Raw genomic sequence first — 23,924 nt, 5'->3', positions numbered from 1 at the left:
GTCGTCACGACGACCTCGGTGACCGGTCCGGCAACGGCGGTCGAGGGCACGGACGTGACGTTGAACGTGCAGGTCTCCCCGGCTCCGTCGGGTGGCACGGTGCAGTTCAAGGACGGCGCTGACAACCTCGGTGGTCCGGTGGCTGTGGGCGTGGACGGCAAGGCCGGCATCAGCCAGGCACTGGCTGTGGGCGACCACAGCATCACCGCCGTCTTCTCAGGTGCCGGTGAGTTCCTGACCTCCACCTCCGGCGCTCACTCCGTGACGGTGTCCCCGGCGGCCCCGGCCGACCTCGCCACCACCACGACCGTCTCCGGTGCGGCAACTGCCCAGACCGAGACCCCGGTTGCGCTGTCCGCCACTGTTTCCCCGACGCCGGCCGGTGGCACGGTGCAGTTCAAGGACGGCGCCACCGACATCGGTAGCCCGGTGGCGGTCGGTGCCGACGGCAAGGCATCGACCACCGCGTCGTTCGCGACTGCCGGCGCGCACGAGATCACCGCGGTGTTCTCCGGCGCAACCGGATTCATCGCGTCCACCTCGGCGGCACACACCGTGACGGTGACCGCCCCGGCGCCGTCGGACGTCCAGACCGCGACCACCCTCACCGGTCCGGTCACGGCGTCGACGGGCGTCGCAGTGACGTACGAGGCGAAGGTCGCGCCGGCTCCGACCGGCGGCACCGTGCAGTTCTTCGACGGTGACACCGCCGTCGGCGACGCCGTGACCGTCGGCGCAGACGGCAAGGTGTCGCTCACGCACACCTTCGCAGTGGCGGGCACCAGCACCCTCAAGGCCGTGTACGGCGGCACGAACGGTTACGTTGGCTCCAGCTCCGACGTCGTGACCGTCACCGTGACCGGCGAAACCCCCGTGGACCCGGGCGCCGGTGGGGGCATGGGCTCCCTCGGCGGGCTGTTCGGTTCCTCCTAGCTGATCGGGACCAGCAGCTCGGCACGATTTCTGCAGCGCCCCGTCCCGGTCTCGCGACCGGGGCGGGGCGCTGCGGTGTGTCGATCCCTGGCCTCGAGCTGGGAAGTCGGGCACACTGTGTGATATGGAGCACAGGATGAGTGACACCGAATTGCGCACGGCGATTCGCAAGTTGCGCGCACGTGCCGACGATGCCCGCAGCCGCGACGATGCCGAGGCGGCCAAGACCATCGAGAAGACGATCCACGAGTACCAGGACGAGATGTCGACCCGGCTGTAAGCCGGTGTGCCCAAGCCGATCCGGGTTGATTCGGTGGACCGGCCCTCGTCTCGAGGTGCCGCGAACCCCGGTCGTGTGAATCGAGGACCACCCCTGCCCGCGTGCGTAGACTCCGCTTGACCGATCAGCGCGACGGGCAGGGGATTCAAGGGTGAAGGACATGCAGGGCAAGAAGTGCCTGATCACCGGTGCGGGCAGCGGGATCGGCCGTGCCACCGCGCTGGCCTCGGCGCGCGAGGGCGCCGACCTGTACCTCACCGACATCAACGCCGAGGGACTCGCGGAGACCGTCGCGCTGGTCACCCGAGCGGGTGGGCGGGTTGTCGAGTCGCGGGATCTCGACGTGTCCGACTACGAAGCGGTCGCCGCCTGGGGCGAGGACGTCCACGCCGCCCACGGCAGCATGGACGTGGTGATGAACGTGGCCGGCATCTCGGCCTGGGGCACCGTGGAGAACCTCGAACATCGGCACTGGAAGTCGATGGTCGACGTCAACCTGATGGGGCCGATCCACGTCATCGAGACCTTCGTGCCGCCGATGGTCCGGGCCGGCAGGGGCGGTCACCTGGTGAACGTCTCGTCCGCTGCGGGCCTGCTCGCCCTGCCCTGGCACGCCGCCTACAGTGCCAGCAAGTTCGGGCTGCGCGGGGTCTCGGAGGTGCTGCGCTTCGACCTCAAGCGGCACCACATCGGCGTCAGCCTGGTCGTCCCGGGCGGGGTGAAGACACCGTTGGTCGGCACCGTGCAGATCGCCGGCGTGGACCGCGACGATCCGCGGGTGCGAAAGTTCGCGCACCGGTTCGAGAAGCGCGCCGTTTCGCCGGAGAGGGTGGCGGACTGCATTGTGCGGGGTATCAAGAAGCGCCGCTATCTTGTCTACACGTCCAACGACGTCCGCTTCGGTTACTGGTGGGCCCGCAAATTCGCCCCGCCCTACGAGTTCGTGATGCAGAAGGCCAACGACCAGTTCAGCAAATTCCTCGACTAGGTCATTGCCTGCGACGGGGCCACGGCGCGTCCGGCCCTCCTTTTGTGCTGTAACACAAGCGTCCATCTAGTTCGTCGAAATCCCGGTCGTGTCGGGGATCACCGTGGTCTACTACTGCTCGATTCGATGCACTTCCAGGCAGTTGCGGGTCGCCTCAGTTGCGGATCCTTCGGCTGCGGAGTGCACTCGGCCGCGCCGTGCGAGCGTGCGTCGGGATTCGACGACAACGTTGGGCCTCCCGTCTGTTGTGGGGTGCCCTCCATTACGGGGAGGAAGTTCATGTCGGGCAAGAATGTGCGTCGCGGGATGGCGACGGTAGGCGCGTTCGCCGTCGCCGCGGGGTTCGTGGTGACAGGGGGGACGGGCCTGGCGGGTGCGGCGCCGGAAACGATCAACCTTTCGGACGGCGGCTTCGGGTTCGCCCGGACGGTGAGCAACACCGCGCCGCTCGAGGGCGAGACGGTGACCGTGACGACCACGGTCACCGGCACCGGCATCGTCGACTGGCTCGAGGACTACCGCCCGACCTGCATGACCTACAAGACCGACTCCGTGAGGGTCGCCGGGTTGCCGGTTCCGGTCGCAAGCATCGGCCCCGGGCTGACCCGGGTGGCCGGCAGCTGGGACGCGGCCACGTCGCCGACCTTCTCCTTCCAGTACCTGGTCGGTGCCAACTGCCCGCGTGAGGCGGTGCAGACCACCGGGATCAAGTACGGATCCGGTACCGCCACCGGTTCCTTGGACAAGGCGGGCCCGTCGATCAACGTGCCCAAGAACGTCACCACCACCGTGCTCAGCCCCGTTGCCCCGGGTAGGGCCGGTATCGCGACCAAGATGAACGTCCAGGTGCTCGGCGCCCGCGAAGGCGACCTCGTCAAGTTCTACTCGGCCACCACCGAGATCGGCTCTGCCGCGCTCGACGCGGCGGGCAAGGCCTCCTACAACTGGACCCCGGCCGCCACGCAGGCGGGCGAGCATCAGATCACCGCGACCTTCCCCGCGACCCCGTTCGCGGCCGAGTCGTCCTCGGCCGCGCAGACCGTCACGATCGAGCCGGGCAACCAGAGCACGGTCACGACGGTGAGTGTGCCGGCAGCGGCGCAGACCGGCTCCGAGGTGATCTTCGACGCGCAGGTCTCGCCGTTCCCGGGCGCCGGAACCGTCACGTTCAAGGTCGGTACCACTGAGCTGGGGACCGTCCCGGTCGGTGCCGACGGCAAGGCCAGCCTGATCCAGACCTTCACGGTGCCCGGCGACAAGTCGGTGACCGCGGTGTTCTCCGGTGCCCCCGGATACCTTGCGTCGACCTCGGCACCCCAGGTGATGCGGATGACCGAGCCGGGCGCCACGGACGTCGCCACCACGCTGACGCTGGCGGTGCCGGCGATCGCGCAGAAGGGGCGGGTGGTCTTCCTGTCCGCGGACGTGTCCCCGAAGCCGGTCGGCGGCACGGTGCGGTTCTTCAGTGGCGTCGAGCCGCTCGGCAACGCGATCGGCCTCGCCGACGGCCGCGCCACCCAGACCTACACCTTCCTCGAGGAGGGCACCCGGGAGATTCACGCGGTGTACACCGGTGCGCCGGGCTACCTCGGTTCGGATGTGACCGGGACGATCAGCGTCACCGCCGACCCGGTCCCCGGTGGCGGCGGAGGCTCGCTCGGCGGGCTGTTCGGCTCCTCGTAAGAGTTCACCAGACAAACGGCGCCCCGTCCCGGTCCAAGTACCGGGGCGGGGCGCCGTCGTCGTGCTGTCAGGCGGTGACTTGTGCCCGGGTCAGCCTCCCGCTGTGCATCTCGTAGACGTCATCGACGAGATCCAGCTGGCCGAGGTCGTGGGTGACCATCACCACCGCGACGTCGCGTTCGCGGCTCAGGTTCGCCAGCAGGGCGACGATCTCGCGGCTGCGATCCTCGTCGAGCGCGGACGTCGGTTCGTCCACCAACAGCACCGACGGGTCGTTCATCAGGCTCCGGGCGATCGCGACTCGCTGGCGCTGGCCGCCGGAGAGCTGGTGCGGCCGACGGTCGAGCTCCTTCTCCAGTCCGAGCGAGGCCAGCAGGTCCCGGGCCCGGCTTCGCACGCTGCGAACCCGGCCCCCGCCGAGGTGCGTGATCAGCTGCAGCTGTTCGGTCGCGGTCAGCGACGCGAGCAGGTTGGACTGCTGGAAGACGAAACCGAGCTGTTCGCGCCGCACCGTCGTCCGCTCGGATCGGCTCAGGCCGGTGACGTCGACGCCGCCGATGTGGACGGTGCCGGACTCGGGAGTGATCAGCAGGCCGGCGACTGCGAGCAGGCTGGACTTGCCGGATCCCGACGGCCCGGTGACCGCGACGAGCTTGCTGCGGTCCACGGCGAAGTTCACGTGGTCGAGCGCGCACAGCCGGGTGTCGCCGTCGGGATAGGTGAGGAGGGCGTCGGTGAGGGTGATGCTCATCGTTGTTCCTTCAATTCTCGTAGTGGGCGGCGATTACCGGGCGGAGTTCAGCGCGGTCAGCGGGTCGACGGAGACGATCCGGGTCAGCGCGGCGGCGGCGCCGAGCATGCCGAGGCCGATCAGCGCGAAGAACGGCAGCAGGGTGCCGGACACGGTGAGCGTGAACGGGACTGCCTGCGACGCGATCGAGCCGAGGCCCACCGCGGCCAGCGAACCGAGCCCGGCGCCGAGCGTGAGAACGATCAGCGACTGGCCGAGGGCGTCTCGGAGCAGGTAGCCGGTGGACGCGCCGACGGCCTTGAGCACCGCCAGGTCCTGGCCGCGTTGGATCGTCCAGATGGTGAAGAAGGCGCCGACCACGAGGGCGCTGACGATCAGCAGCATGACCTGCATCAACAGCAGCGAACTGCGCTCGGAGGTGTAGGAGCCGATCGCGTTGAGGGCGCCCGACTGATCGGTGATCGACGTGTCGGTCGCGGTCGCTGCGGAGGCGGCGTCGAATCCGCTGCTCGTGCGCATCGCGACGACGGTGCCCTCGCTGCCGCCGGCGGTGGGCAACGCCAGCCAGTCGGACCGCTCGACCCACACCACCGGCTGGTGGCTGTAGAGCGAGTCGTCGACGAGGGCCGTGACGGTGAACTGGCGACCGCCCATCTCGACCGTGCGCCCCTCGCTCCAGTCGTTTTCCTCGGCGAGGGTGCGGTCGACGGCGATGTGGCCGGCCGACAGCGGGACGGGCGCGGCGAACGAGCTGCCGTCCACGCCGAACGCGCTGGCGCTGACGTCGCGGCCGTCGACGGTGATCCGGGTGGGCGCGATTCCGATCAGGGCGGCGGAGTCCACGCCCGGCGTGGCGGCGAGTTCCTGCTGCTGCCGCTCGGTGACCTGGGAGTCGCTGAAGGAGAGCGCCTGCCCCTCCGCGGGCGCGCCGAAGGCGAACTGGTTCGCGCCGAGGTTCTTGATCGCCGCGATCGACTGGTTGCCCAGGCCCGCGGTGAGTCCGGAGAGCATCACCACCATCAGTGAAATCAGGAACAGCACCACGCTCATCAGCGCGAACCGGCCCTTGGCGAACACGAGGTCACGAATACTCAGGAACATGCTTCCAGCGTGCCGCGGCACCCCCTTCGGGGGCATCGCGCAAAGGGTGGGGTGAGCGAGTCAATCGAAAGTTGGAGATCGGCCGTCGTGGCCGGTCAGGGCCGGTCGGGGTGCTGGGGCGGTGTTAGCGTGGATGCAATGCAGCATTCGGACCTCCAGCCTGACAGTGGCCCCGCACCCGTCCTGCGTGTCATGTCGCTCGGGGCACACACGCTGTTCGTGGTGCTGCTCGGGGTCGGCGCAGTGCGGTGCCTCATCGACGACACCCGACCGGTGCCGACGGTGCTGCTCTCCGCCGTCGTGCTCGGCTGGTACCTGCTGGGAGTCTGGTTCGCCCGGCGGTCCGCGTCCGCCACCGGCGTCGACTGGTACGGCCCGTTCTGGTTCGGCGTGCTGGTGCTGGGGTGGCTCGGTCTCGCGGCGCTGAGCGTCAACTTCGTGTGGGTGGCGTTCCCGCTGTACTTCCTGTGCTTCCACGTCCTCTCGACGCGGGTCGCGGTGGCCGCGACGGTGGCGATCACCGCGGTCGCGATCGGCGGGTCGCTCTGGCACGGCGGCACCAACGTCGTCGCGACGTTCCTGGGGCCGATTTTCGGCGCGACCGCGGCCGCCGGGATGGCGGTCATCTACCAGCAGTTGCTCCGCGACGTCCGGCAGCGTCGCAGACTCTTCGACGAGCTCGCCCGCTCGCACACCGAGCTGCTCGACGCCCAGGACGAACTCGCCGCACTGCAACGGGAGGCCGGTGCCGTCGACGAGCGGGCCCGGCTGGCCCGCGACATCCACGACACACTCGCACAGGGATTCTCGTCCATCGTGTTGTTGGCCAGGGCCGGTGCACGCAGCGCCGAGCCGGCGCCGATCCTCGCGCAGATCGCGGAGACGGCGCAGGAGAACCTCGGCGAGGCGCGCCGCGTGGTCGCGGCGCTCACCCCGTCGGTGCTCGAGGAGGCCTCGCTCGAGTCGGCGCTGCGGCGCCTGCTCGCCCAGTTGTGCGAGCACACCGGGATCGTGGGCGAACTGGTGGTGGACGGTGAGGCGGTCCCGCTCCCGATGGACTACGACGTCGCACTGCTTCGGGTCGCGCAGAGCGCGCTGGCCAACGTGCGATTGCACTCGCGGGCCCGGCAGGTGCGGCTCACGCTGAGCTTCACGCCGGACGAGGTGCGCCTGGACGTGGTCGACGACGGCATCGGTTTCGACTCCGACGGCGAGTTCGCGGCGGCGTCGTTCGGCCTGCGGTCGATGCGCGAGCGGCTCGCCTCGTTCGGAGGCTCGCTCGTGGTCGAGGCGGCGCCCGGCGACGGAACGGCCTTGGCCGCAACGCTTCCGATGGCAGGTGCTGAGTAGTGACGGACAGTTTGCGGATCCTGCTGGTCGACGACCATCCGGTGGTCCGGGCGGGGCTGCGGGCGCTGCTCGCCTCGCACGACGGGCTGGACGTGGTCGCCGAGGCGTCGTCGGGGGAGGAGGCGCTCGAACTGGTCGCCACCGAGCGTCCCGATGTGGTGCTGATGGACCTGAGGCTCGGCGCAGGCATGGACGGCGCACAGGCCACCGAGGCGATCGCAGCCCGCCCCTCCCCGCCGCGGGTGGTGGTGCTGACCACCTACGACACCGACAGTGACATTCTGCGGGCGGTGGAGGCCGGCGCCGCCGGCTACCTGCTCAAGGACAGCGACCCGCAGGTGCTGGTGGACGCGGTGTGGGCGGCGTCCCGAGGTGAGACGGTGCTCAATCCCGATGTGGCGCAACGGCTGTACCGGCAGATTCGGTCACCGCGAGTGGACCTGAGTGCTCGGGAGAGTCAGATCGTGCAGCTGGTGGCGCAGGGCCTGTCGAACCGGGCCATCGCCAAGGAACTCTTCGTCACGGAGGCCACCGTGAAATCACACCTCGTGCACGCGTTCTCGAAGCTCGGGGTGGACAGCCGGACCGCAGCCGTGGCGGCCGCCCGGGAGCGCGGGCTGATCGTCTAGCGCGCGACGGATCCGGCCGACGTAACCCTCGCGGCGGCGGCCGAGGCGCACTACCGTCGAGCCATGACCAGCGAGCGCGGCACGGTGTTGGGGGCCAACTCCGAGGTGGGCACCCTGCGGACGGTGCTGCTGCACCGTCCCGGCGACGAGCTCAAGCGGTTGACCCCGCGCAACAACGACCAGCTGCTCTTCGACGGACTGCCGTGGGTGGACCGGGCCCAGGACGAGCACGATGCCTTCGCCGCGTTGCTGCGTTCGCGGGGCGTCGAGGTGCTGCTGCTCTCGGACCTGCTGACCGAGGCGTTGACCGCGAGCGGTGCGGCCCGCATGCAGGGCATCTCGGCCGCGGTCGACCCCCGTCGGCTCGGGCACTCGCTCGCTCAGGAGCTGGCGTCGTACCTGCGCACCGTCGCGCCCGCCGCTCTGGCCAACCTCCTGACCGCGGGGATGACATTCGACGAACTGCCGATCGGGCCGGCCGGGTCGTCCCTGGTGCGGCGGATGCACCACGGTGGCGACTTCGTGATCGAACCGCTGCCGAACCTGCTCTTCACCCGGGACTCGTCGTTCTGGATCGGCAACCGGGTGGCGATCACGGCTCTCGCTCTGCCGGCACGCGCCCGGGAGGCCTCGCTCACCGACCTGATCTACGCGCACCATCCACGCTTCCTCGGGGTGCGGCGGGCCTACGAGTCGCACACCGCGCCGGTCGAGGGAGGCGACGTGCTGCTGCTCTCGCCGGGGGTGATCGCCGTCGGGGTGGGCGAGAGAACCACCCCGGCGGGAGCGGAGGCGTTGGCGCGCAGCGTGTTCGAGGACGGACTCGCGCACACGGTGCTGGTGGTGCCGATCGAGCAACGCAGGGCGTCGATGCACCTGGACACCGTGTGCACGATGGTCGACGTCGATGCGGTGGTGATGTACCCCGCGATCCAGCACACCCTGACCGCCTTCACCATCCGACGCGAGGACGGCGGCGTGAGCATCCGCGGCGCCGAATCCTTCCTGGAAGCGGCGGCCGAGGCGATGGGCATCGGCAAGCTGCGGGTGATAGACACCGGGCTCGACCACGTGACCGCCGAACGCGAGCAGTGGGACGACGGGAACAACACCCTCGCGCTCTCGCCCGGAGTGGTGGTCGCCTACGAGCGCAACGTCGAGACCAACACCMGGCTCGAGGCGTCGGGCATCGAGGTCCTGCGGATCTCGGGGTCCGAACTCGGCTCCGGTCGCGGCGGACCCCGCTGCATGTCGTGCCCGGTCTCACGCGACCTGCTCTGAGCGTCAGACACCTTCGGCGGCAGGCGGGCCCGCCGCTACGGCCATGATGCTGTGACTCCGGTCACCAGTGCCAGATATGGCGTGTGGACATATCGAATCTGCATATCTCCACCTTTGGACAATCGTCCGACTGGGATGATGTGTGGAGGGGAAGTTATGCGCAAAGGGCACCGACAGCACCTTCGCCACCTTCGACTGTGGCGTGTGGACGCCGCAGTCCGTGACCCCCGTCGAGTCCGAGGCCCCGATCGTGTCCGGGGTCCCGGCCGAGCCGGAGGTCGAAACCGGGGAAGAGGCCGCGTCGGGCTCGGTCGACATTGGCTCGGTCGATCTGGGTTCCGTGGGCTCCGCTTCGGGGGAGTCCGGTTCGGGTGATTCCGGTTCGGCGGGATCGTCCGAGTCCTGATCTGAACGAGGCACGGCCCCGACGACTGGGTCGACGGGGCCGTGCCTTGACGATCGAGGTGACTACAGGATGGTGGACACCTTGTCGGCCGGCCGGGCGAGCACCGTGCCCTTGTCGGTGACCACGATCGGGCGCTCGATCAGGATCGGGTTCTCGACCATGGCATCGAGCAGCTCGTCCTCGCTCGCCTGCGCCAACCCGAGCTCGGTGTAGACGGACTCCTTGCGTCGGATCGCCTCGCTGGGCTTGAGCCCGGCGTCGTCGAGCAGCTTGCGCAGGCCGTCGCGCGAGGGTGGCGTGTCGAGATACTTCACGATGGTCGGTTCGATGCCCGCGTCCTCGATCAGCTTGAGCACCGTGCGCGAGGTGCTGCACCGCTGGTTGTGGTAGATCGTCGCGTGCGGGTTCGTGTCGGATGTCGCCATGTCAGCCATTGTGCCCCCGGCCCGCTCGACCGGCTGTCGGCGACCTCAGCGGCCCTCCAGCATCCGGCGCATGCGGGTCGCGTCCGCTGCGACCGTCCGGGTGGCCAGGAAGATGAAGACGGCGGTGAGCGCCAACATGATCGGCACCAGGTACATGGCCGAGTTCAGTCCCTCACCCGCGTACTGGGCCAGCGTTCCGGTACCCGCCGAGTCGAGCGCGCGCTCGGCGAACCAGTCGGAGATGGCGCCCACCACGACCGGTCCCGAGAAGCCGCCGAGCAGGTACATCGCCGCAAAGAACAAGGCGGTCGCGGTGGCACGCAGCGGCGGGACCACCACGTCGTGGATCGTGGGATAGACGCTGATGTAGAAGGCGTACGCCAACAACCAGCCGGCGGCGAAGAAGGCGGTGAAGGCGACGACGCTCCCCCCGTTCTGCATCAGGGCGAGGGCGGTCAACGGAGCCGCCGCGGCGCAACTGAAGACCCCGATCCTGAGACGGGCATTCGGCGACCTGGTCGACGCGCGGTCCGCCAGTCTGGCGCCCGCCACCAGTCCGACGAGGCCGGTCAGCCCGACGATGATTCCGGTGACCGCGGCGGCGGGCGTCAACTTCAGCTCGTACTGGCGCATGAGCAGCGGCACCACGAACGAGTTCACGGCGTACGCGGCGAAGTTGAAGGTCAGCCCCGCGAGGATCAGCCAGCGGAGCGTCGGGATCGACAGCAGCCGGCGGATCGGTCGCGTGACCGGGGCGGCGCCGGTGGGAGCCGCGCCGGTGGCGGAGATGTGTTCGGCGCCCCCGCGCTCGGGGTCCCGCATCCGGTACAGGACGACGGCGAGCACCACTCCGGGCACGGCCGCGACGAAGAACGGCGCCCGCCAGGAGCCGAAGGCCTCGGTGATCTTGCCGACGGTGAAGAACGCCAGCATGAGACCGAGCGGCAGCCCGAGCATGAAGATGCCGAGTGCGCGAGATCGCCGCTCCGCCGGGTACATGTCGCCGATCATCGAGTTCGCGGCCGGGGTGAAGCTCGCCTCGCCGATGCCCACGCCGAGCCGGGCCAGGATGAAGAGTAGGTAACTGCCCGCCGCGCCGGTCGCCGCGGTCAACCCGCTCCACATCAGTAGGCCCACGCCGATGATCTTCGGCCTGTTGCCGGTGTCCGCGAGTCGGCCGAGCGGTAGGCCCGCGATCGCGTAGACCAGGGTGAAGGCCGACATGACGAGGCCGAGTTGCAGATCGCTGAGGGAGAACTCGGCCTTGATGGGTTCGGCGACCACGGAGGGGATCGAGCGGTCGAAGAAGTTCACCAGGTTGGCCAGGAAGAGCGCGACCAGCGCTCCGCTGACGACATTGGTCGTGGTTGTCGACGGTGGTGACGTGGGCAGCGCAGACGGGGGCGCGGCGGATTCGTGCACGGACATGGGGCCTCGCAGATTCGGTGGGAACGGGTCGGAAACCTGTTCTGTCGCAGGCATTGCCGTGCGAGAACAGGCTTTGGTTCAGGAGTGGCGCGTCAGCGCAGTTGCTCGGCTACCTGTGCACCGATCGCCTGCATGCCGAACACCGTCGGGTGCAGCGGCACGGCAGGTTCGGTCGGGACGAGGCCGGTGTAGGCCGCCTGCCCGGGGGCTGCGCAGATGTCGTGGCCCGAGGTGGCCTGGGTGATGTCGACGAAGCGGATGCCACGTCGGGTGGCCTCCGCTTCCATCGCGGCGTTGGCGTCGGTCATCACGCTCTGCAGGTAGTCGGCGTCCTGCGACCAGATCGGTTGCTGTGCGGGGCATCCGCCCGGTCGCAGGTAGGTGCCGTAACCCACCACCGCGATCTCCGCGTACGGCGCCCGCTCGCGGACCTGGTCGAGCATCGCCCCCCAGGTCGGTGCCCAACCCGCGATCTGGTCCCGCTGCTGGTTGCGTCCGCCGGCGTTGAACTTGTCGCGGCATGACGACCCGTTCGGTTGTGGCAGCGGGTTGGCGCAGCTGAGGGCGGTGGTGAAGAGGTTGAAGTCGTTGGCGCCGATGGTGACGGTGACGAGGTCGGTGTCCCGGCTCAATGCGTCGAGTTGCGGTGTCGCGGTGCCGGAGAAGGTGCGCTGCGGGGTGTTCGTGATGTTGGCGGTCCTCGCCGACGAGCAACTGACGTCGGTGAGCGTGGCGCCCAGCTCCGCGGCCACCACGGCGGGGTAGTTCAGGTGCGACCGCAGGCATCCGGGCGCGCTCATGTCCTGGTCGGGAAGCAGCGGGCCGGCCGCGGCGGAATCGCCGATCGCCACGTAGTCGATCCGGCCGGCATCGAGGGGGGCGGCGCCGGCGTTGCCCGCGGCCGCGGCCGCCAGCAGGCACAGGGTGGCGGCGGCAGTTGCCCCCGACCTGGTGGCACGGCTGGTCATCTGAGTCACCGAGGCTCCTTCTCTCGTGAGCCGCTCCGTTTCGGGTGCACCGTTTGTGCAGCCGAGAGTGGCGTGGATTACATCCTGATCGGGAAACTGCAGGTGGTAGTTGTAGATTGCGACCAACATTCGGGGGGTTTTTGTGTCTGAGAGCAAAGCGGACCGAGAGGGTCCCATTTCGATCGGCGGTCGGTCGCTGGCGGACCAGTTGGCGCAGCGGACTCACTCGCTGGTCGCCGAGACCGTCAGAGTGGTCCGGACCGACGTCCCCTTCTACCGGTCACTGCCGGAGGAGGCGATCCGCAACGACGGCACCGCGATCGTCCGGCGGAACCTCGAGCTGTTCATCGCCATGCTCCGGACGGCGCGGGAGCCGACGCCCTCGGAAGTGGCGGACCTGCGGGTCTCGGCCGGGCACCGGGCGGAGGAGTTGGTGCCCCTGGCCGAGATCCTGCACGCGTACCACCTCGGCGTCCAGCAGTGGTGGGCGTCGATCGCGGGGCTGGCCGGTGGCGGCGACGGTCCGGCACTCGCGCGAGCGGGGCAGTTGCTGCACACCTACCTGCTCGCCGCGACGTCTGCGGTGGTGGCGGGGTACGGGTCGGACCATGCACTGCCGAGTGAGGACGACGGCGCCCGCCGGGCCCTCCTGATGGCGTTGTCCTCGGGCGCAGACCCGGCGGGGGCCGCCGACCGGGTGGGTCTCACACTCGCTCGGCTCTACTGGGTGGTCGCGCTGTACGTCGACCCGCACCCGGACGAGGCGGCCGCGGGGGTGGACACCGCGGTCGCCGAGCGGCGCAAGGTCCGACGGCTGCAACGCGAGCTCGACAGCGTCGGCCGCGACAGGGCGTTGAGCGCGGTGACCGGCAGCGGCGGAACGGTGCTCATCCCGATCGTCGATTCCGAACCGGCAGAGGGAAGTTGGGAGTCGAGCCCGCAGTACGCCGTGTTGCGCGGCAACCTGTTGGACCTCGAACGCGCGATCGGCGCCGCCGTCGTGACCGCGGTGTCCGCCGCCGCGCCCGACGCGGTGCCCGGCGCGCTCGTCGAGGCGAGGGAGGTGCTGGAGGTGGCGCGCCGGCACGGACACCGGACCGGGTTGTTCCGGTTGTGCGACGTAGCGGTCGAGTATCAGCTGGCGCGGCCGAGCGCCGCGCATGCGGTGCTGGCGGAACTGTTGTCCCCGTTGGACACCCACGAGTCGGTGCTCCGGACGCTCGAGGCCTACGTCGACGCCGGCTACGACCGCGGCGCCGCCGCGGCGGCGTTGCACGTGCACCCGAACACGGTCGTCTACCGGCTGCGCAAACTCGCGATGCTGACGGGGCTGGAGGTGAGCTCGCCCCGGGACCTGGTCCGGGTCACCGCGGCGCTCGCGGCCCGGCGCTGTGCCGGCGCGGAAACGCCACCGGCCTAGTCGGTTTCCGATCTGCCCGATTGGGCCATGATTGCCGTTCCCATCCAGCGGCGCAGATACCGGCGCAGATCGTCGTCGCTCCGTGGCGGATTGCCCGGAGAGATGAAGAACGACTGCATCGTTCGCAGCAGGTATTCGACGAGCTCGCCGAGGGACTCGTCGTCGTACCCGTGGCGCTCCCAGTCGACGTCGAAGCGTCTGATCATCGTCATGCCGAAGGCACGTGCCTCGTCGGACGTGATGCCGTCGGGGTGGACGTCAGTGCCGGTGAGCAGGATGCCCAGATGCGGCGTGCGACGCACCTCGGCGAGAGTGAACACCACGCCCTCGGTCATCGCGTCGACGGGATCCGCGATGCCGCGTACCTGCCGCGTGAGCCGATCGAGGAATCCGGCGACCGAGGCGATCGCCGCGGCCCTCATCAGTGCGTCCGCGCTGGGGAAGTACCGGTACACCGTCTGACGGATGACACCCAGCGACTCCGCGACGTCGGCAATGCTGATCGCCGAGCCGGTTCGGCCGATCAGATCGACTGCGGCGTCGACGATGCGTTGCGAGGCCTCGTCGTCATCGACCGGCGGTCGCCCACCCCATCCACGTCTGCGCGCCACGGGCGGACGGTACCAGGGCTGCGACGGCGGGCGGCGTGAGGTGCGGTGGATTCGGCGAAAGTCATCATACGCAGGAGCGCGTATTTGTATGATCGCGTCGAACGTGGCCTTCACCTGCCCTGGCGGGGCTCGCACACATCGACGAATCGAGGAATCGCGCATGACGGAACTGAAACCCCGGAAGATGGACTTCGGGTTCGAGGCCGAGGACGTCCCCTTCCTGTGGAACCCGGAGAACCCGGCGTGGTCGAGCATGTCCAACGCGGTCTCGTTCCTGGCGATCGGCTTCGAGAAGATGATCGTCAAGCTGATCCTGCAGGCGAAGCCGCTGATCACCGATCCGGAGGTCGCGGCGGAGGCAGTCGCGTTCATGCGTCAGGAGGGCCACCACTCCACCGCCCACCGCCAGCACGTGAACGCGCTGATCCGGCGGTACCCCGGCCTGCAGAACACCCTCGACGCCGTGACCGGTGAGTTCGACCTGCTCACCGAGCGGACCTCGATCAACTACAGGCTGGCGTACACCGCCGACCTGGAGGCCACGTTCACTCCGGTGTTCAAGCTGATGCTCGACAACGAGGCCACCTTGTTCCGGCCCGGCGACGACCGGGTCGCGTCCCTGTTCCTCTGGCACTTCGTCGAGGAGGTCGAGCACCGCAGTTCGGCGCTGATCATCTACAACTCCGTCGTCGGCAACGAGCTCTACCGGATGCGGATGGCTGCGTCGATCTTCGCGCACGTGATGAAGTCGATCCGGATTGCGTGTGCCGGTTTCAACCAGCACGTTCCGCTGTCCGAGCGGAAGGTCGACGCGATGTCGATGTTCGCCCGGCACCGGGCCAAGCAAAAGGTGCTCACCGCCTTCGCCCCGTACCTGACCAAGGGGCCGATGCCGCGGGCGTTCGACGGCCTGCCGATCGGTGAGCAGCTCACCGCCCTGTCCGGCGCCATCCGCAGCCAGATGCCCGGGCACAAGCCCGCACACGAGAAGCTGCCCGTCCTCGCCGACGAGTGGTTCACCCGTTACGACGCCGGCTACGACTGCACCCGCTGGTACACCGCGGACTCGCAGAAGCCTGAGGCCGAGCCGGTCTCCGCGGGGGCGAACTGATGTCGGACCACTGTTCGCCCACCTTCTCGGATCTCGCGACCCGCCTGGGCTTCTCGTGCGAGGAGGCCGGCGGGCTCTTCGAGGTGCGCAATCCGGCCGCGCTGGAGAACTGGACGCTGCCGGTGCTCGAGTGGATGATCGTGCTCGGGTCGGTGCTCGCGCTCGTGTACGCGATCCTGCGGCTGCGCCGCCACGGTGATCCCACGAACCTGGTGCTCTGGTTCGGCGCCACCGCGTTCCTGTTCGTCATCGAGCCGCCGATCTACTTCCCGGCCACGTTCGGCACCGAGGAATACCTGGGCACGATGTTCGCGCACAACGTGTTCACCGTGGACTTCCTGTGGGGCCGCCTCCCGCTGTACATCATCGCGATCTACCCGCTGATGGCGACGCTGGCGTTCGAGATCGTCCGCATGCTCGGCGTCTTCCGGCGCTACGGGGTGTTCCTCGGCGCGGTGTGCGTCGGCTTCGTCCACCACGCGTTCTACGAGATCTTCGACCAGCTCGGGCCGCAGCTGCGCTGGTGGGAGTGGACGCTCGACAACAAGGTCAATCTGCCCTTCTTCGATTCGGTTCCGCTGCCGAGCGTCGTGGTGTTCGCGGCGCTGTGGCCGATGTCGTTGGCTCTGTGCGTCCAGTTCTTCGTCGGCCGGCACGTCGATGCGGGCCGGCGCTTCTCCGGGCTCGGACTGGTGTGGCGCACCGTGGTGATCGGTCTCACCGCCTCGGTCGGGGTGTTCGTGCTCCCGCTCCCGGCGACCGTCTTCGGAATGGGCAGCGACACCGTCCGCGGGTTCCTGTACGCGGCCGAACTGGTCGCCATCACGGTCGTCGCGATCCCGCTCCTGGCCCGCCAGTGGTCGCGGTTGCGGCGCTCCGCCGCGGACGTCCCGCCGTACTCGAACGACTTCGTCCGGGTGTACGCCGTCGTGTACCTCGCGGTGATGGGCCTGCTGTGGGCGACCGCGCTGCCGGACTTCTTCGGTGCGGTCGACGGTGTCACCGACAGCGGCGATCCGATCGGCAACCTCTGGTACACGCTGGCGTGTTTCGCCGTCGCAGTACTCTGCGTGATCGCGACATTCACCGTGCCGCGCAGCACATCCGAGGACGGTGGCATCCCGTCGGTCGGCGAACGTCCGGTGACCAGCACGTCGTAGTTCCTCGCGGTTTTCCGGCGGTCGGGGAGGGTGGTGCGCTTTCATTGCCTRCATGGACTTGCAGACCCTCTCCGACCGGATCGAGATCGCGGACCTGCTCACCCGCTACGCGCACGCCGTCGACACCAAGGACTGGGCGCTCTACCGGACGGTGTTCACCCCGGACGCGGCCATCGACTACTCCGAGACCGGCGGTCCGAGCGGCGGCGTGGAGGAGGTGGTGGCGCAGTTGACGACCATGCTCGACCTGTTCACCCGGACCCAGCACTTCGTCTCGAACATCGACGTCGAGTTCACCGCCGACGGCGCCCGGGTGCGGGCGATGTTCTTCAACCCGATGGTCGTCAAGCCGGGCAGGCAGTTCTTCTGCGGCGGTTGGTACAACCACGAGTTGGTTCGCGCACCGGACGGTTGGAGAAGCCGGGCCCTGGTCGAGGACGCCGCCTGGTTCGACGGGCTCGAGCAGGCCTTCGCCGAGTGAATCTCGGCGTTCGGCGAGCTGGATCGGGGCTTGCCCGGCTAGCCTCGCCGCATGCGCATCGTCATCGACCCGGACTCCGCGACGCCGCCCTACGAGCAGGTGAAGCTGAGGGTGCTCGCTCTGATCCGCCGAGGTGAACTGATCGCCGGCACCAAGCTGCCGACGGTGCGTGCGTTGGCAGAGGAGTTGGGGCTGGCGCCGAACACCGTCGCCAAGTCCTACAAGGAGCTCGAGGCGGTCGGCGCGATCGAGACCCGCGGTCGAGCCGGTTCCTTCGTTGCGTCCTCGGGCGACCCGACGCTGACCGCGGCCCAGCGGGCGGCCACCGCGTACGTCGCCGCCATCCGCGACCTGGGCCTGGGCGACGACGTCGCCGGGGAGCTGGTGGCCGCCGCGATCCGTGGCGCGTAAGCGCCGCCGGACTACGCTCGACGGTGGGGGCTGGGCGAAGGGGTGGCGATGGTCTACCGGGTGGTCGAGGCGGCGACCGTCGCGGCCCACCTCGCCTTCATCGGATACCTGGTGGTCGGCGGGTTCCTGGCCTGGCGCTGGCGTCGGACGATCGCCCTCCATGTCGCGGTGGTGGCGTGGGGTGTGGGGTCGGTGCTGGTGGGTTACGAATGCCCGCTGACCGACCTGGAGAACTGGGCCCGGCGGATGTCGGGCCAGCCGCAGTTGCCGTCGACGGGGTTCATCTCGCACTACCTCACCGGGGTGCTCTACCCGGTGGACGCCGTGACCCTGGTCCGGCTCCTGGTGGTGGCGGTGGTGCTGGCGTCCTGGATCGGGTACTTCCGGCGGCGTCCGGTGCGCGTTCTCGCTCGGTGAGGGCGGCTTCCGACACGCCCGCGGGAAGGTTGACGCTTCAACCATCCTGTGTCAGGGTGGTCTCGTTCCCGACCTTCCGTGCGCACAGCAAAGGACCTGTAGATGAAATCCAGCGCTTTCAAGGACCTCGCCCTGCTCATCGCCCGCGTCGGCATCGGCGTCATCTTCGTCGCCCACGGCTGGCAGAAGTTCTTCACCAACGGAATTGCGAAGACCCAGGCCGGATTCGACGCCATGGGTGCGCCGCTGCCGGACGTGTCCGCGATCGTCGCGGCGACGGTAGAACTGGTCGGCGGTTTCGCGCTGATCGCCGGGATCGCCACTCCCATCGCCGGGATCCTGCTGTTCCTCGACATGGTCGGGGCCTTCTTCATCGTGCACATCGACAAGGGCATCTTCGTCTCCGAGGGCGGGTACGAACTCGTCCTGGCGCTCGGTGTCGCCTCGTTGCTGATCGCCGCGATCGGTGCGGGCCGGCTCAGCATCGATGCGCTCTTGGGCGGTCGATTCGGCTCCAAATCCGCAGTGTAACGCCGTAAACCGGCGCGGCCGGCCGGCAATTCCCCGGCCGCGTCGGCTTGCAATTGCCTGTGCGGACAAGCAACGTGAGTCTGCATGGCGGCGAATACCGATTTGTCCGATCAAGATTCCGACCCCACCGAACGCGCGGAAGCCGCCGGTACCGGTGGAGCGGGGTCTGCCGGTGGCGCCGTCCGCACCGATTTCGTGGTGTTCGGGGTCACCGCGGTCATCGTCGCGACCATCCTGATCTGGGGCATCGTCGGTCCCGACAGCCTGGACCGGGTCACCAGTTCGACGCTCGACTGGCTCGTCACCAACCTCGGCTGGCTGTTCATCCTCGCCGCGACCGGCTTCGTCCTGTTCGCGCTCTGGTTGGCGGTCAGCCCGTTCGGCCGGATTCCGCTCGGCAAGGACGGCGAGAAGCCGGAGTTCAAGACCGTCAGCTGGATCGCGATGATGTTCAGTGCCGGCATGGGCATCGGCCTCATGTTCTTCGGCGTGGCAGAACCGCTGGCGCACTTCGTCACCCCGCCGCCGGGCACCGACGGTGGGGTCGGCGCCGCGATGGCGACCACCATGTTCCACTGGAGCCTGCACCCGTGGTCGACGTACGCGGTGGTGGGCCTGGCGTTGGCCTACGGCACCTACCGTCGCGGCCGCAAGCAGCTGTTCAGCTCCGCCTTCATCGCCCTGCTCGGCCGCCGCGCGGAGGGGCCGATCGGCAAGGTCATCGACATCCTCGCCATCTTCGCGACGATGTTCGGCACCGCGGCCTCCCTCGGGTTGGGCGCCCTGCAGATCGGGTCCGGCTTCGAGGTCACCGGTTGGCTCGAGGAGGCGGGCACGCTGTTGCTCGTCTCGATCGTCGCGGTGCTCACGCTGGCCTTCGTCGCCTCGGCGGTCTCCGGGGTGTCCAAGGGCATCCAGTGGCTCTCCAACATCAACATGGTGCTGGCGCTGGTGCTGGCGGTGTTCGTCTTCGTGCTGGGGCCGACCGTCCTGATCCTCAACCTCATCCCGAACACCCTCGGCGCCTACGCCGGACAGATCGCCGAGATGTCCGCGCGCACTGCGGCATCCAGCAACCCGGAGACCGCCGAGTGGCTGTCCTCGTGGACCATCTTCTACTGGGCCTGGTGGATCTCCTGGACCCCGTTCGTCGGGATGTTCCTGGCCCGCATCAGCCGGGGCCGCACCATCCGTGAGTTCGTGGTCGGCGTGATCCTGGTGCCCAGCGTGGTCAGCCTCCTGTGGTTCTCGGTGTTCGGTGGTGCCGCCATCGGTGAACAGCGCGCCGGCATCCCGCTCGCGGAGCGGGGCAGTTCCGAGTCCCAACTGTTCGGGATGTTGGACAACCTGCCGTTGGCAGGTGTCACGTCGGTCCTGGTGATGATCCTGGTCGCCATCTTCTTCGTCTCCGGCGCGGACGCGGCGTCGATGGTGATGGGCTCGCTCTCCCAGCGCGGCACGCTGCAGCCGAGTCGGTGGGTGGTGGTGTTCTGGGGAATGCTGACCGGTGGCGTCGCGGCGCTGCTGCTGTGGACCGGCGGCGAGGACGCGTTGAACGGGCTGCAGACGATGACCATCATCGTGGCCGCGCCGTTCGTGCTGGTGATGATCGGGCTGTGTGTCTCGCTCTACCGGGACCTGTGCCGCGACCCGATGATCCTCGAGGCGAAGCGGGAGCGGCGACGACTGCCGCGGCCCCGCACGCGGGCCAAGCGAGTCGGTCACTAGCAGGTTCTCGAGGTGATCGGCAGCCTCAGTCTTGGGCGGCCTCGTGAAACGATGGACCGATCGCCAGCAGGACGCGGACGAGTTCGGCCTGACGGTGCGTCTCGGTCTTGTCGAAGACGTGCTGGAGGTGAGTTCGAATCGTCGTCATCGACACGGAGAGTTCGTCGGCGACCGGTTTCAGTCCTTCGCCGCGAGCCACCCGCACGGCGACCTCCGCCTCGGTGTCGGTGAGGGAGTACAGGCGGCGCAGGACGTCGGTGTCCGGTTCAGGTTCACGGTCTGGGTCGACGATCAGGACGAGGGCGGTCACCGTCGAATGGCTCAGTCCGTCGGTGCCTGGGCTGAGCGGAACCACGTGGACCGCGTATCCGCGTCGCCCGGACGGGCGGGGGCAGACAAATGAGCCGCCCTCGGGGACACGGTCCTCTTGGGTGTCCAGCGCGAGGCACACGAGGCGGCGGAGTTCTCGATCTGCCCGAGAGAGGGTCGCCGCGATGGATCCAGGGGGGCGGAGTTGGAGGCCGTCGCCGGATCCCAGGATCGTCTCGGCCGCTGTGTTGAGGTGCAGGATTCGGCAGTCCGGCCCGATGACCACGATGCCGTGCTGGAACTGGTCGATTGCTCTGGCCAGGTCATTTTCGCGCCGCGCGAGGGTCGCGAGTTCCACCCGCGTGTGGATTGCCTGCTTCAGGTGCGGGACCAGCTGCCTCATCAACGTCAGCCGGTCGGTGGTTCCGAAGGGTTCCGGGCCACGAGGCGCGGCGACCCCCAGCCATGCGCTCGTGGTGCCGCCGGTCAGTCGGACGAACAGTCCGTCCTGGAAGTGGTTGGGGCGGCACCAGTCCGCGTAGAACTCGGTGTGCACGTTGGGGAGGATCAGTTCGGTCCCGGTGTGAATTCGGCCGACCGGAGCGTTCTCCACGGTTGTCGCCACACAGTCGAGCCGGCCGTAGTACTCGTTGTAGGTCGTTCTTGCGGACGGGTCGGCGCCGACCTGACGCACCATGGCGTCGGATTGTCGGGTCGCCGGTGCCGAAGTCTGCAATCCGGCGCCGACGCCGTCAAAGGCGCGGACAAGCTCGACAAGGGTCGGATCCCATTGCTCAGGCGTGACGGCCGATGCGTAGATAGCGGACACGAGGCGGGAAAAATCGTCGACTGAGATCATCGACCACCCCGGCATCGGTTGGCATACGGCGTCCAGCGGGTTCCGTCCGATTATGGCCGATCTCATCTGTTTGCACGAGGCCGCGCGTGCCGGCGGGTGATGTGCTGGAAGCGGCTTCCGGATCAGGAAACGAATTCAGGTGCGGCAGGGCTCGGTGACGGTCGACGAGGGGTGGCTGTCACCGCCAGCTCGGCAGCCACAGCTGCTGCTGCCACATCTCCGGGGTGATCGGGACGGCCGTCAGGATCGGCCACAGCCAGGCGAAGTTCGCGATTACCAGGCCCAGGTACAACGCGACCGCGAGCAGGCCGGTGCGGCGGCGCTCGTAGCTCGCCCGGGCGCGGCCGATCACCTCCCCGCACACCAGGGCCAGGCCCATGGCCAGGAACGGTGCAAGCGCGACGGCGTAGAAGAAGTACATCTGCCGGTCCATGGTGACGAACCAGGGCAGCAGCCCGGCGGCGTACCCGGTGAGCACCGCGGCGTAGCGCCAGTCGCGGCCCACGACGGTGCGCCACAACGCCCAGCCGAGCATCGGCAGCGCCAGCCACCACATCGCCGGGGTGCCGATCAGCATCACGGCCTTGACGCAGCTCGCGGCGCCGCAGCCGGACACCTCGTCGCCCTCGGCGAAGTAGTAGAGCATCGGCCGCAGACCCATCGGCCACGTCCACGGCTTGGACTCCCACGGATGGTGGTTGCCCGCGGAGTTGGTCAGACCGCCGTGGAACTCGAGCACGTTTCCGCTGTAGTACCAGAGCGAGCGCAGCGCGGCGGGGACGAACGAGAAGCTGCCGTCGAAGCCGAGCTGGTTTCCGACGGCGTGCCGGTCGACGCCGGTCTCCGAGGCGAACCACGCCCAGTAGGTGGCCAGGTAGACCAGGACGGGGACGACCACCAGCGCGTACAGCGCGGGTCCGACGTCGCGCAGGCCCGCGCCGAGCCACGGCCGGCGCACCCCGTAGCGGCGGCGGGCGGCGACGTCGAAGGCCACGCTCATCAGGCCGAAGAACGCGATGAAGTACAGGCCCGACCACTTGGTCCCGCAGGCGAGGCCCAGCATCACGCCGGCGCCGAACCGCCACCAGCGCACCCCCAGCCGGGGGCCGTAGTCAGTGACCCCGATCCGGCCCTCTGCGTAGACGCGAGCCATCCGGGCCCGAACCTCGTCGCGGTCGACGATCAGGCAGCCGAACGCGGCGACCACGAACAGGGCCATGAAGATGTCGAGCATCCCGATCCGGGACGAGACGAAGGTGACCCCGTCCGCGATCAGCAGCAGCCCCGCGATCGCTCCGACCAGTGTCGACCGCGCCATCCGCCGCACGATCCGGATCACCAGCAGCACCAGCAGGGTGCCCGCGACGGCGGCGGAGAAGCGCCAACCCCAGCCGTTGTACCCGAACAGCGCCTCGCCGACGGCGATCAGTTGCTTGCCGACCGGCGGGTGCACGACGAGTCCGTAACCCGGGTTGTTCTCGATCCAGCCGTTGGTGAGCACCTGCCAGCCCTGCGGCGCGTAGTGCTTCTCGTCGAACACCGGGGTGCCCGCGTCGGTGGGGTAGCCGAGCATGGTGAACCGGGTGATGGCGGCGACGAGGGTGAGGAACACGGTGACCACCCAGCCGCGGAAGCGGTCGGTCGGGCCGGTCTCGGGTTCGGGCGCCAGGGGCGCCGGGGAGAGGTGACCGCGGGGGTCGACGTGGGGCGTCGGGCGCTCGTCGGTCAACAGGGTCACCCGACGATCGTAGGCTGTCGTGCATGAATGGTTCCCTGGTCCTTGCCGCGACGCCGATGGGGGACGTCCGCGACGCCTCGGAACGACTGAAAGTCGCGCTCGCGACCGCGGATGTGGTCGCGGCGGAGGACACCCGGCGCACCAAGCACCTCGCGTCCGCGCTCGGCGTCACCATCACCGGCAAGGTGGTCAGCTTCTACGACCAGGTCGAGACCACGCGACTGCCCGCGCTGGTCGCCGACGTCGCGGAGGGCCGGACGGTGCTGCTGGTGACCGACGCCGGGATGCCGTCGGTGAGCGACCCCGGGTACCGGCTGGTTGCGGCGTGTGTCGCGCGGGACCTGCCCGTCACCTGCCTGCCGGGCCCGTCCGCGGTCACCACGGCGCTGGCGTTGTCGGGGCTGCCGGTCGAGCGGTTCTGTTTCGACGGCTTCCCGCCGCGCAAACAGGGGCAGCGCCGGACGTGGTTCGAGGCGCTGCGGACCGAGCCGCGTGCGTGCGTGTTCTTCGAGGCGCCGCACCGAATCGCGGACTGCCTGGCCGACGCGGCCGCGGTGTTGGGTGGGGAGCGCCGCGCGGCGGTGTGCCGGGAGCTGACGAAGACCTACGAGGAGGTGCGACGCGGCACTCTGGCCGAGCTCGCCGAGTGGGCGGCCGACGGGGTTCGCGGAGAGATCACCGTGGTGCTCGAGGGAGCGACGGCGGTGGCCGCCGAGCCGGCGGACCTCGTCGACGAGGTGGAGCGGCTGGTGGCCGCGGGCGAGCGGCTCAAGGACGCGTGCGCGATGGTCGCCACCGCGGGGGTGTCCAAGCGGGAGCTCTACGAGACGGTGCTCGCCGCGCGCAAGGACTGAGGCCGCCGCGCCGGGTACAGGTCGGTGGGATCAGAACCCGGGGGACATCAGGAGGATCAGTCCGACGGCTG

Annotated in this window: 25 protein-coding genes; 17 read left to right on the top strand and 8 right to left on the bottom strand. The window is 69.1% G+C overall.

Annotated elements, in window-relative coordinates:
• The 4 genes from AC1DU4_RS06515 to AC1DU4_RS06500 form a co-directional block, all read left to right on the top strand.
• A partial coding sequence (locus AC1DU4_RS06515) for an Ig-like domain-containing protein (RefSeq protein WP_477838223.1) occupies positions 1 to 933 on the top strand: 933 nt, incomplete at its 5' end.
• Positions 934 to 1,069: 136 nt separating this feature from the next.
• Entirely contained in the window at positions 1,070 to 1,213 is a 144-nt protein-coding gene (locus tag AC1DU4_RS06510; RefSeq protein WP_169888497.1) for a hypothetical protein, read from the top strand.
• Positions 1,214 to 1,373: 160 nt separating this feature from the next.
• The gene (locus AC1DU4_RS06505) at positions 1,374 to 2,201 is read left to right on the top strand and encodes an SDR family oxidoreductase (protein ID WP_477838229.1); all 828 of its coding nucleotides are present in this window, start codon (positions 1,374 to 1,376) and stop codon (positions 2,199 to 2,201) included.
• Positions 2,202 to 2,480: 279 nt separating this feature from the next.
• On the top strand, positions 2,481 to 3,884 hold the full coding sequence (locus tag AC1DU4_RS06500; RefSeq protein WP_477838222.1) for an Ig-like domain-containing protein: 1,404 nt from the start codon (positions 2,481 to 2,483) through the stop codon (positions 3,882 to 3,884).
• Positions 3,885 to 3,951: 67 nt separating this feature from the next.
• On the opposite strand, the gene AC1DU4_RS06495 is transcribed toward AC1DU4_RS06500, so the two are convergent.
• A complete protein-coding gene (locus tag AC1DU4_RS06495) occupies positions 3,952 to 4,635 on the bottom strand; it encodes an ABC transporter ATP-binding protein (RefSeq protein ID WP_072847053.1) in 684 nt (227 codons plus the stop codon).
• A gap of 33 nt (positions 4,636 to 4,668) precedes the next feature.
• Positions 4,669 to 5,736: an ABC transporter permease gene (locus AC1DU4_RS06490; RefSeq protein ID WP_477838221.1), complete on the bottom strand. Its 1,068-nt coding sequence runs from the start codon at positions 5,734 to 5,736 to the stop codon at positions 4,669 to 4,671.
• A 138-nt stretch (positions 5,737 to 5,874) separates the two neighbouring features.
• Here AC1DU4_RS06490 and AC1DU4_RS06485 point away from each other — a divergent pair, with 138 nt between their 5' ends.
• The 4 genes from AC1DU4_RS06485 to AC1DU4_RS06470 all read left to right on the top strand — a co-directional run bounded on the left by AC1DU4_RS06485 (position 5,875) and on the right by AC1DU4_RS06470 (position 9,402).
• Positions 5,875 to 7,086 (top strand): sensor histidine kinase, encoded by a 1,212-nt coding sequence (locus AC1DU4_RS06485; protein ID WP_072847051.1) that lies wholly within the window; start codon positions 5,875 to 5,877, stop codon positions 7,084 to 7,086.
• A complete protein-coding gene (locus AC1DU4_RS06480) occupies positions 7,086 to 7,715 on the top strand; it encodes a response regulator (RefSeq protein ID WP_281244454.1) in 630 nt (209 codons plus the stop codon). Before AC1DU4_RS06485 ends, AC1DU4_RS06480 begins: the two co-directional genes overlap by 1 nt.
• 63 nt (positions 7,716 to 7,778) lie before the next feature.
• Positions 7,779 to 8,996 (top strand): arginine deiminase, encoded by a 1,218-nt coding sequence (gene arcA / locus AC1DU4_RS06475; RefSeq protein ID WP_477838220.1) that lies wholly within the window; start codon positions 7,779 to 7,781, stop codon positions 8,994 to 8,996.
• Positions 8,997 to 9,138: 142 nt separating this feature from the next.
• Positions 9,139 to 9,402: a hypothetical protein gene (locus AC1DU4_RS06470; RefSeq protein ID WP_477838219.1), complete on the top strand. Its 264-nt coding sequence runs from the start codon at positions 9,139 to 9,141 to the stop codon at positions 9,400 to 9,402.
• Between the two features lie 62 nt (positions 9,403 to 9,464).
• Here the strand turns inward: AC1DU4_RS06470 and arsC are convergent, their stop codons facing one another.
• The 3 genes from arsC to AC1DU4_RS06455 form a co-directional block, all read right to left on the bottom strand.
• Positions 9,465 to 9,836: an arsenate reductase (glutaredoxin) gene (gene arsC, locus AC1DU4_RS06465; RefSeq protein ID WP_477838218.1), complete on the bottom strand. Its 372-nt coding sequence runs from the start codon at positions 9,834 to 9,836 to the stop codon at positions 9,465 to 9,467.
• A 36-nt stretch (positions 9,837 to 9,872) separates the two neighbouring features.
• Positions 9,873 to 11,255, bottom strand: a complete 1,383-nt coding sequence (locus tag AC1DU4_RS06460; protein ID WP_477838217.1) for a spinster family MFS transporter — start codon at positions 11,253 to 11,255, stop codon at positions 9,873 to 9,875.
• 92 nt (positions 11,256 to 11,347) lie between these two features.
• Complete coding sequence (locus tag AC1DU4_RS06455) at positions 11,348 to 12,223, bottom strand: SGNH/GDSL hydrolase family protein (protein ID WP_477838228.1); 876 nt, start codon at positions 12,221 to 12,223, stop codon at positions 11,348 to 11,350.
• Between the two features lie 142 nt (positions 12,224 to 12,365).
• On the opposite strand from AC1DU4_RS06455, the gene AC1DU4_RS06450 reads away from it, so the two are divergent.
• Positions 12,366 to 13,643 carry a PucR family transcriptional regulator gene (locus AC1DU4_RS06450; protein WP_477838216.1) on the top strand — a complete coding sequence of 426 codons (1,278 nt, stop codon included), beginning with the start codon at positions 12,366 to 12,368 and terminating at the stop codon, positions 13,641 to 13,643.
• Here the strand turns inward: AC1DU4_RS06450 and AC1DU4_RS06445 are convergent.
• Positions 13,640 to 14,254, bottom strand: coding sequence for a TetR/AcrR family transcriptional regulator (locus AC1DU4_RS06445; RefSeq protein WP_477838227.1), 615 nt, complete (start codon positions 14,252 to 14,254; stop codon positions 13,640 to 13,642). The two genes, AC1DU4_RS06450 and AC1DU4_RS06445, sit on opposite strands and share 4 nt — an antisense overlap.
• Positions 14,255 to 14,414: 160 nt before the next feature.
• Here AC1DU4_RS06445 and AC1DU4_RS06440 point away from each other — a divergent pair, with 160 nt between their 5' ends.
• From AC1DU4_RS06440 to AC1DU4_RS06410, 7 genes are all read left to right on the top strand, one after another.
• Positions 14,415 to 15,365 carry a metal-dependent hydrolase gene (locus AC1DU4_RS06440; protein ID WP_477838215.1) on the top strand — a complete coding sequence of 317 codons (951 nt, stop codon included), beginning with the start codon at positions 14,415 to 14,417 and terminating at the stop codon, positions 15,363 to 15,365.
• On the top strand, positions 15,365 to 16,525 hold the full coding sequence (locus AC1DU4_RS06435) for a hypothetical protein (protein ID WP_477838214.1): 1,161 nt from the start codon (positions 15,365 to 15,367) through the stop codon (positions 16,523 to 16,525). Before AC1DU4_RS06440 ends, AC1DU4_RS06435 begins: the two co-directional genes overlap by 1 nt.
• A gap of 52 nt (positions 16,526 to 16,577) precedes the next feature.
• Positions 16,578 to 17,006 carry a nuclear transport factor 2 family protein gene (locus tag AC1DU4_RS06430; RefSeq protein WP_477838213.1) on the top strand — a complete coding sequence of 143 codons (429 nt, stop codon included), beginning with the start codon at positions 16,578 to 16,580 and terminating at the stop codon, positions 17,004 to 17,006.
• Between the two features lie 51 nt (positions 17,007 to 17,057).
• A complete protein-coding gene (locus AC1DU4_RS06425) occupies positions 17,058 to 17,417 on the top strand; it encodes a GntR family transcriptional regulator (protein WP_072847041.1) in 360 nt (119 codons plus the stop codon).
• Positions 17,418 to 17,465: 48 nt separating this feature from the next.
• Positions 17,466 to 17,834 carry a DUF2784 domain-containing protein gene (locus AC1DU4_RS06420; RefSeq protein ID WP_477838212.1) on the top strand — a complete coding sequence of 123 codons (369 nt, stop codon included), beginning with the start codon at positions 17,466 to 17,468 and terminating at the stop codon, positions 17,832 to 17,834.
• Between the two features lie 102 nt (positions 17,835 to 17,936).
• The gene (locus tag AC1DU4_RS06415; protein ID WP_477838211.1) at positions 17,937 to 18,365 is read left to right on the top strand and encodes a DoxX family protein; all 429 of its coding nucleotides are present in this window, start codon (positions 17,937 to 17,939) and stop codon (positions 18,363 to 18,365) included.
• An 84-nt stretch (positions 18,366 to 18,449) separates the two neighbouring features.
• Positions 18,450 to 20,093, top strand: coding sequence for a BCCT family transporter (locus AC1DU4_RS06410; RefSeq protein ID WP_477838210.1), 1,644 nt, complete (start codon positions 18,450 to 18,452; stop codon positions 20,091 to 20,093).
• Between the two features lie 25 nt (positions 20,094 to 20,118).
• Here the strand turns inward: AC1DU4_RS06410 and AC1DU4_RS06405 are convergent, their stop codons facing one another.
• Positions 20,119 to 21,099, bottom strand: coding sequence for a helix-turn-helix transcriptional regulator (locus AC1DU4_RS06405; RefSeq protein WP_477838209.1), 981 nt, complete (start codon positions 21,097 to 21,099; stop codon positions 20,119 to 20,121).
• Between the two features lie 340 nt (positions 21,100 to 21,439).
• On the bottom strand, positions 21,440 to 22,999 hold the full coding sequence (locus tag AC1DU4_RS06400; protein ID WP_477838208.1) for a dolichyl-phosphate-mannose--protein mannosyltransferase: 1,560 nt from the start codon (positions 22,997 to 22,999) through the stop codon (positions 21,440 to 21,442).
• A gap of 23 nt (positions 23,000 to 23,022) precedes the next feature.
• On the opposite strand from AC1DU4_RS06400, the gene rsmI reads away from it, so the two are divergent.
• Positions 23,023 to 23,853 (top strand): 16S rRNA (cytidine(1402)-2'-O)-methyltransferase, encoded by an 831-nt coding sequence (rsmI, locus tag AC1DU4_RS06395; protein ID WP_072847037.1) that lies wholly within the window; start codon positions 23,023 to 23,025, stop codon positions 23,851 to 23,853.
• The last annotated feature ends 71 nt before the right edge of the window (positions 23,854 to 23,924 follow it).

The sequence above is a fragment of the Rhodococcus sp. P4_F5 genome (assembly GCF_056401315.1).
Note: the sequence above shows the minus strand (reverse complement) of the source record. Positions and strands in the feature narration are given on the sequence as shown.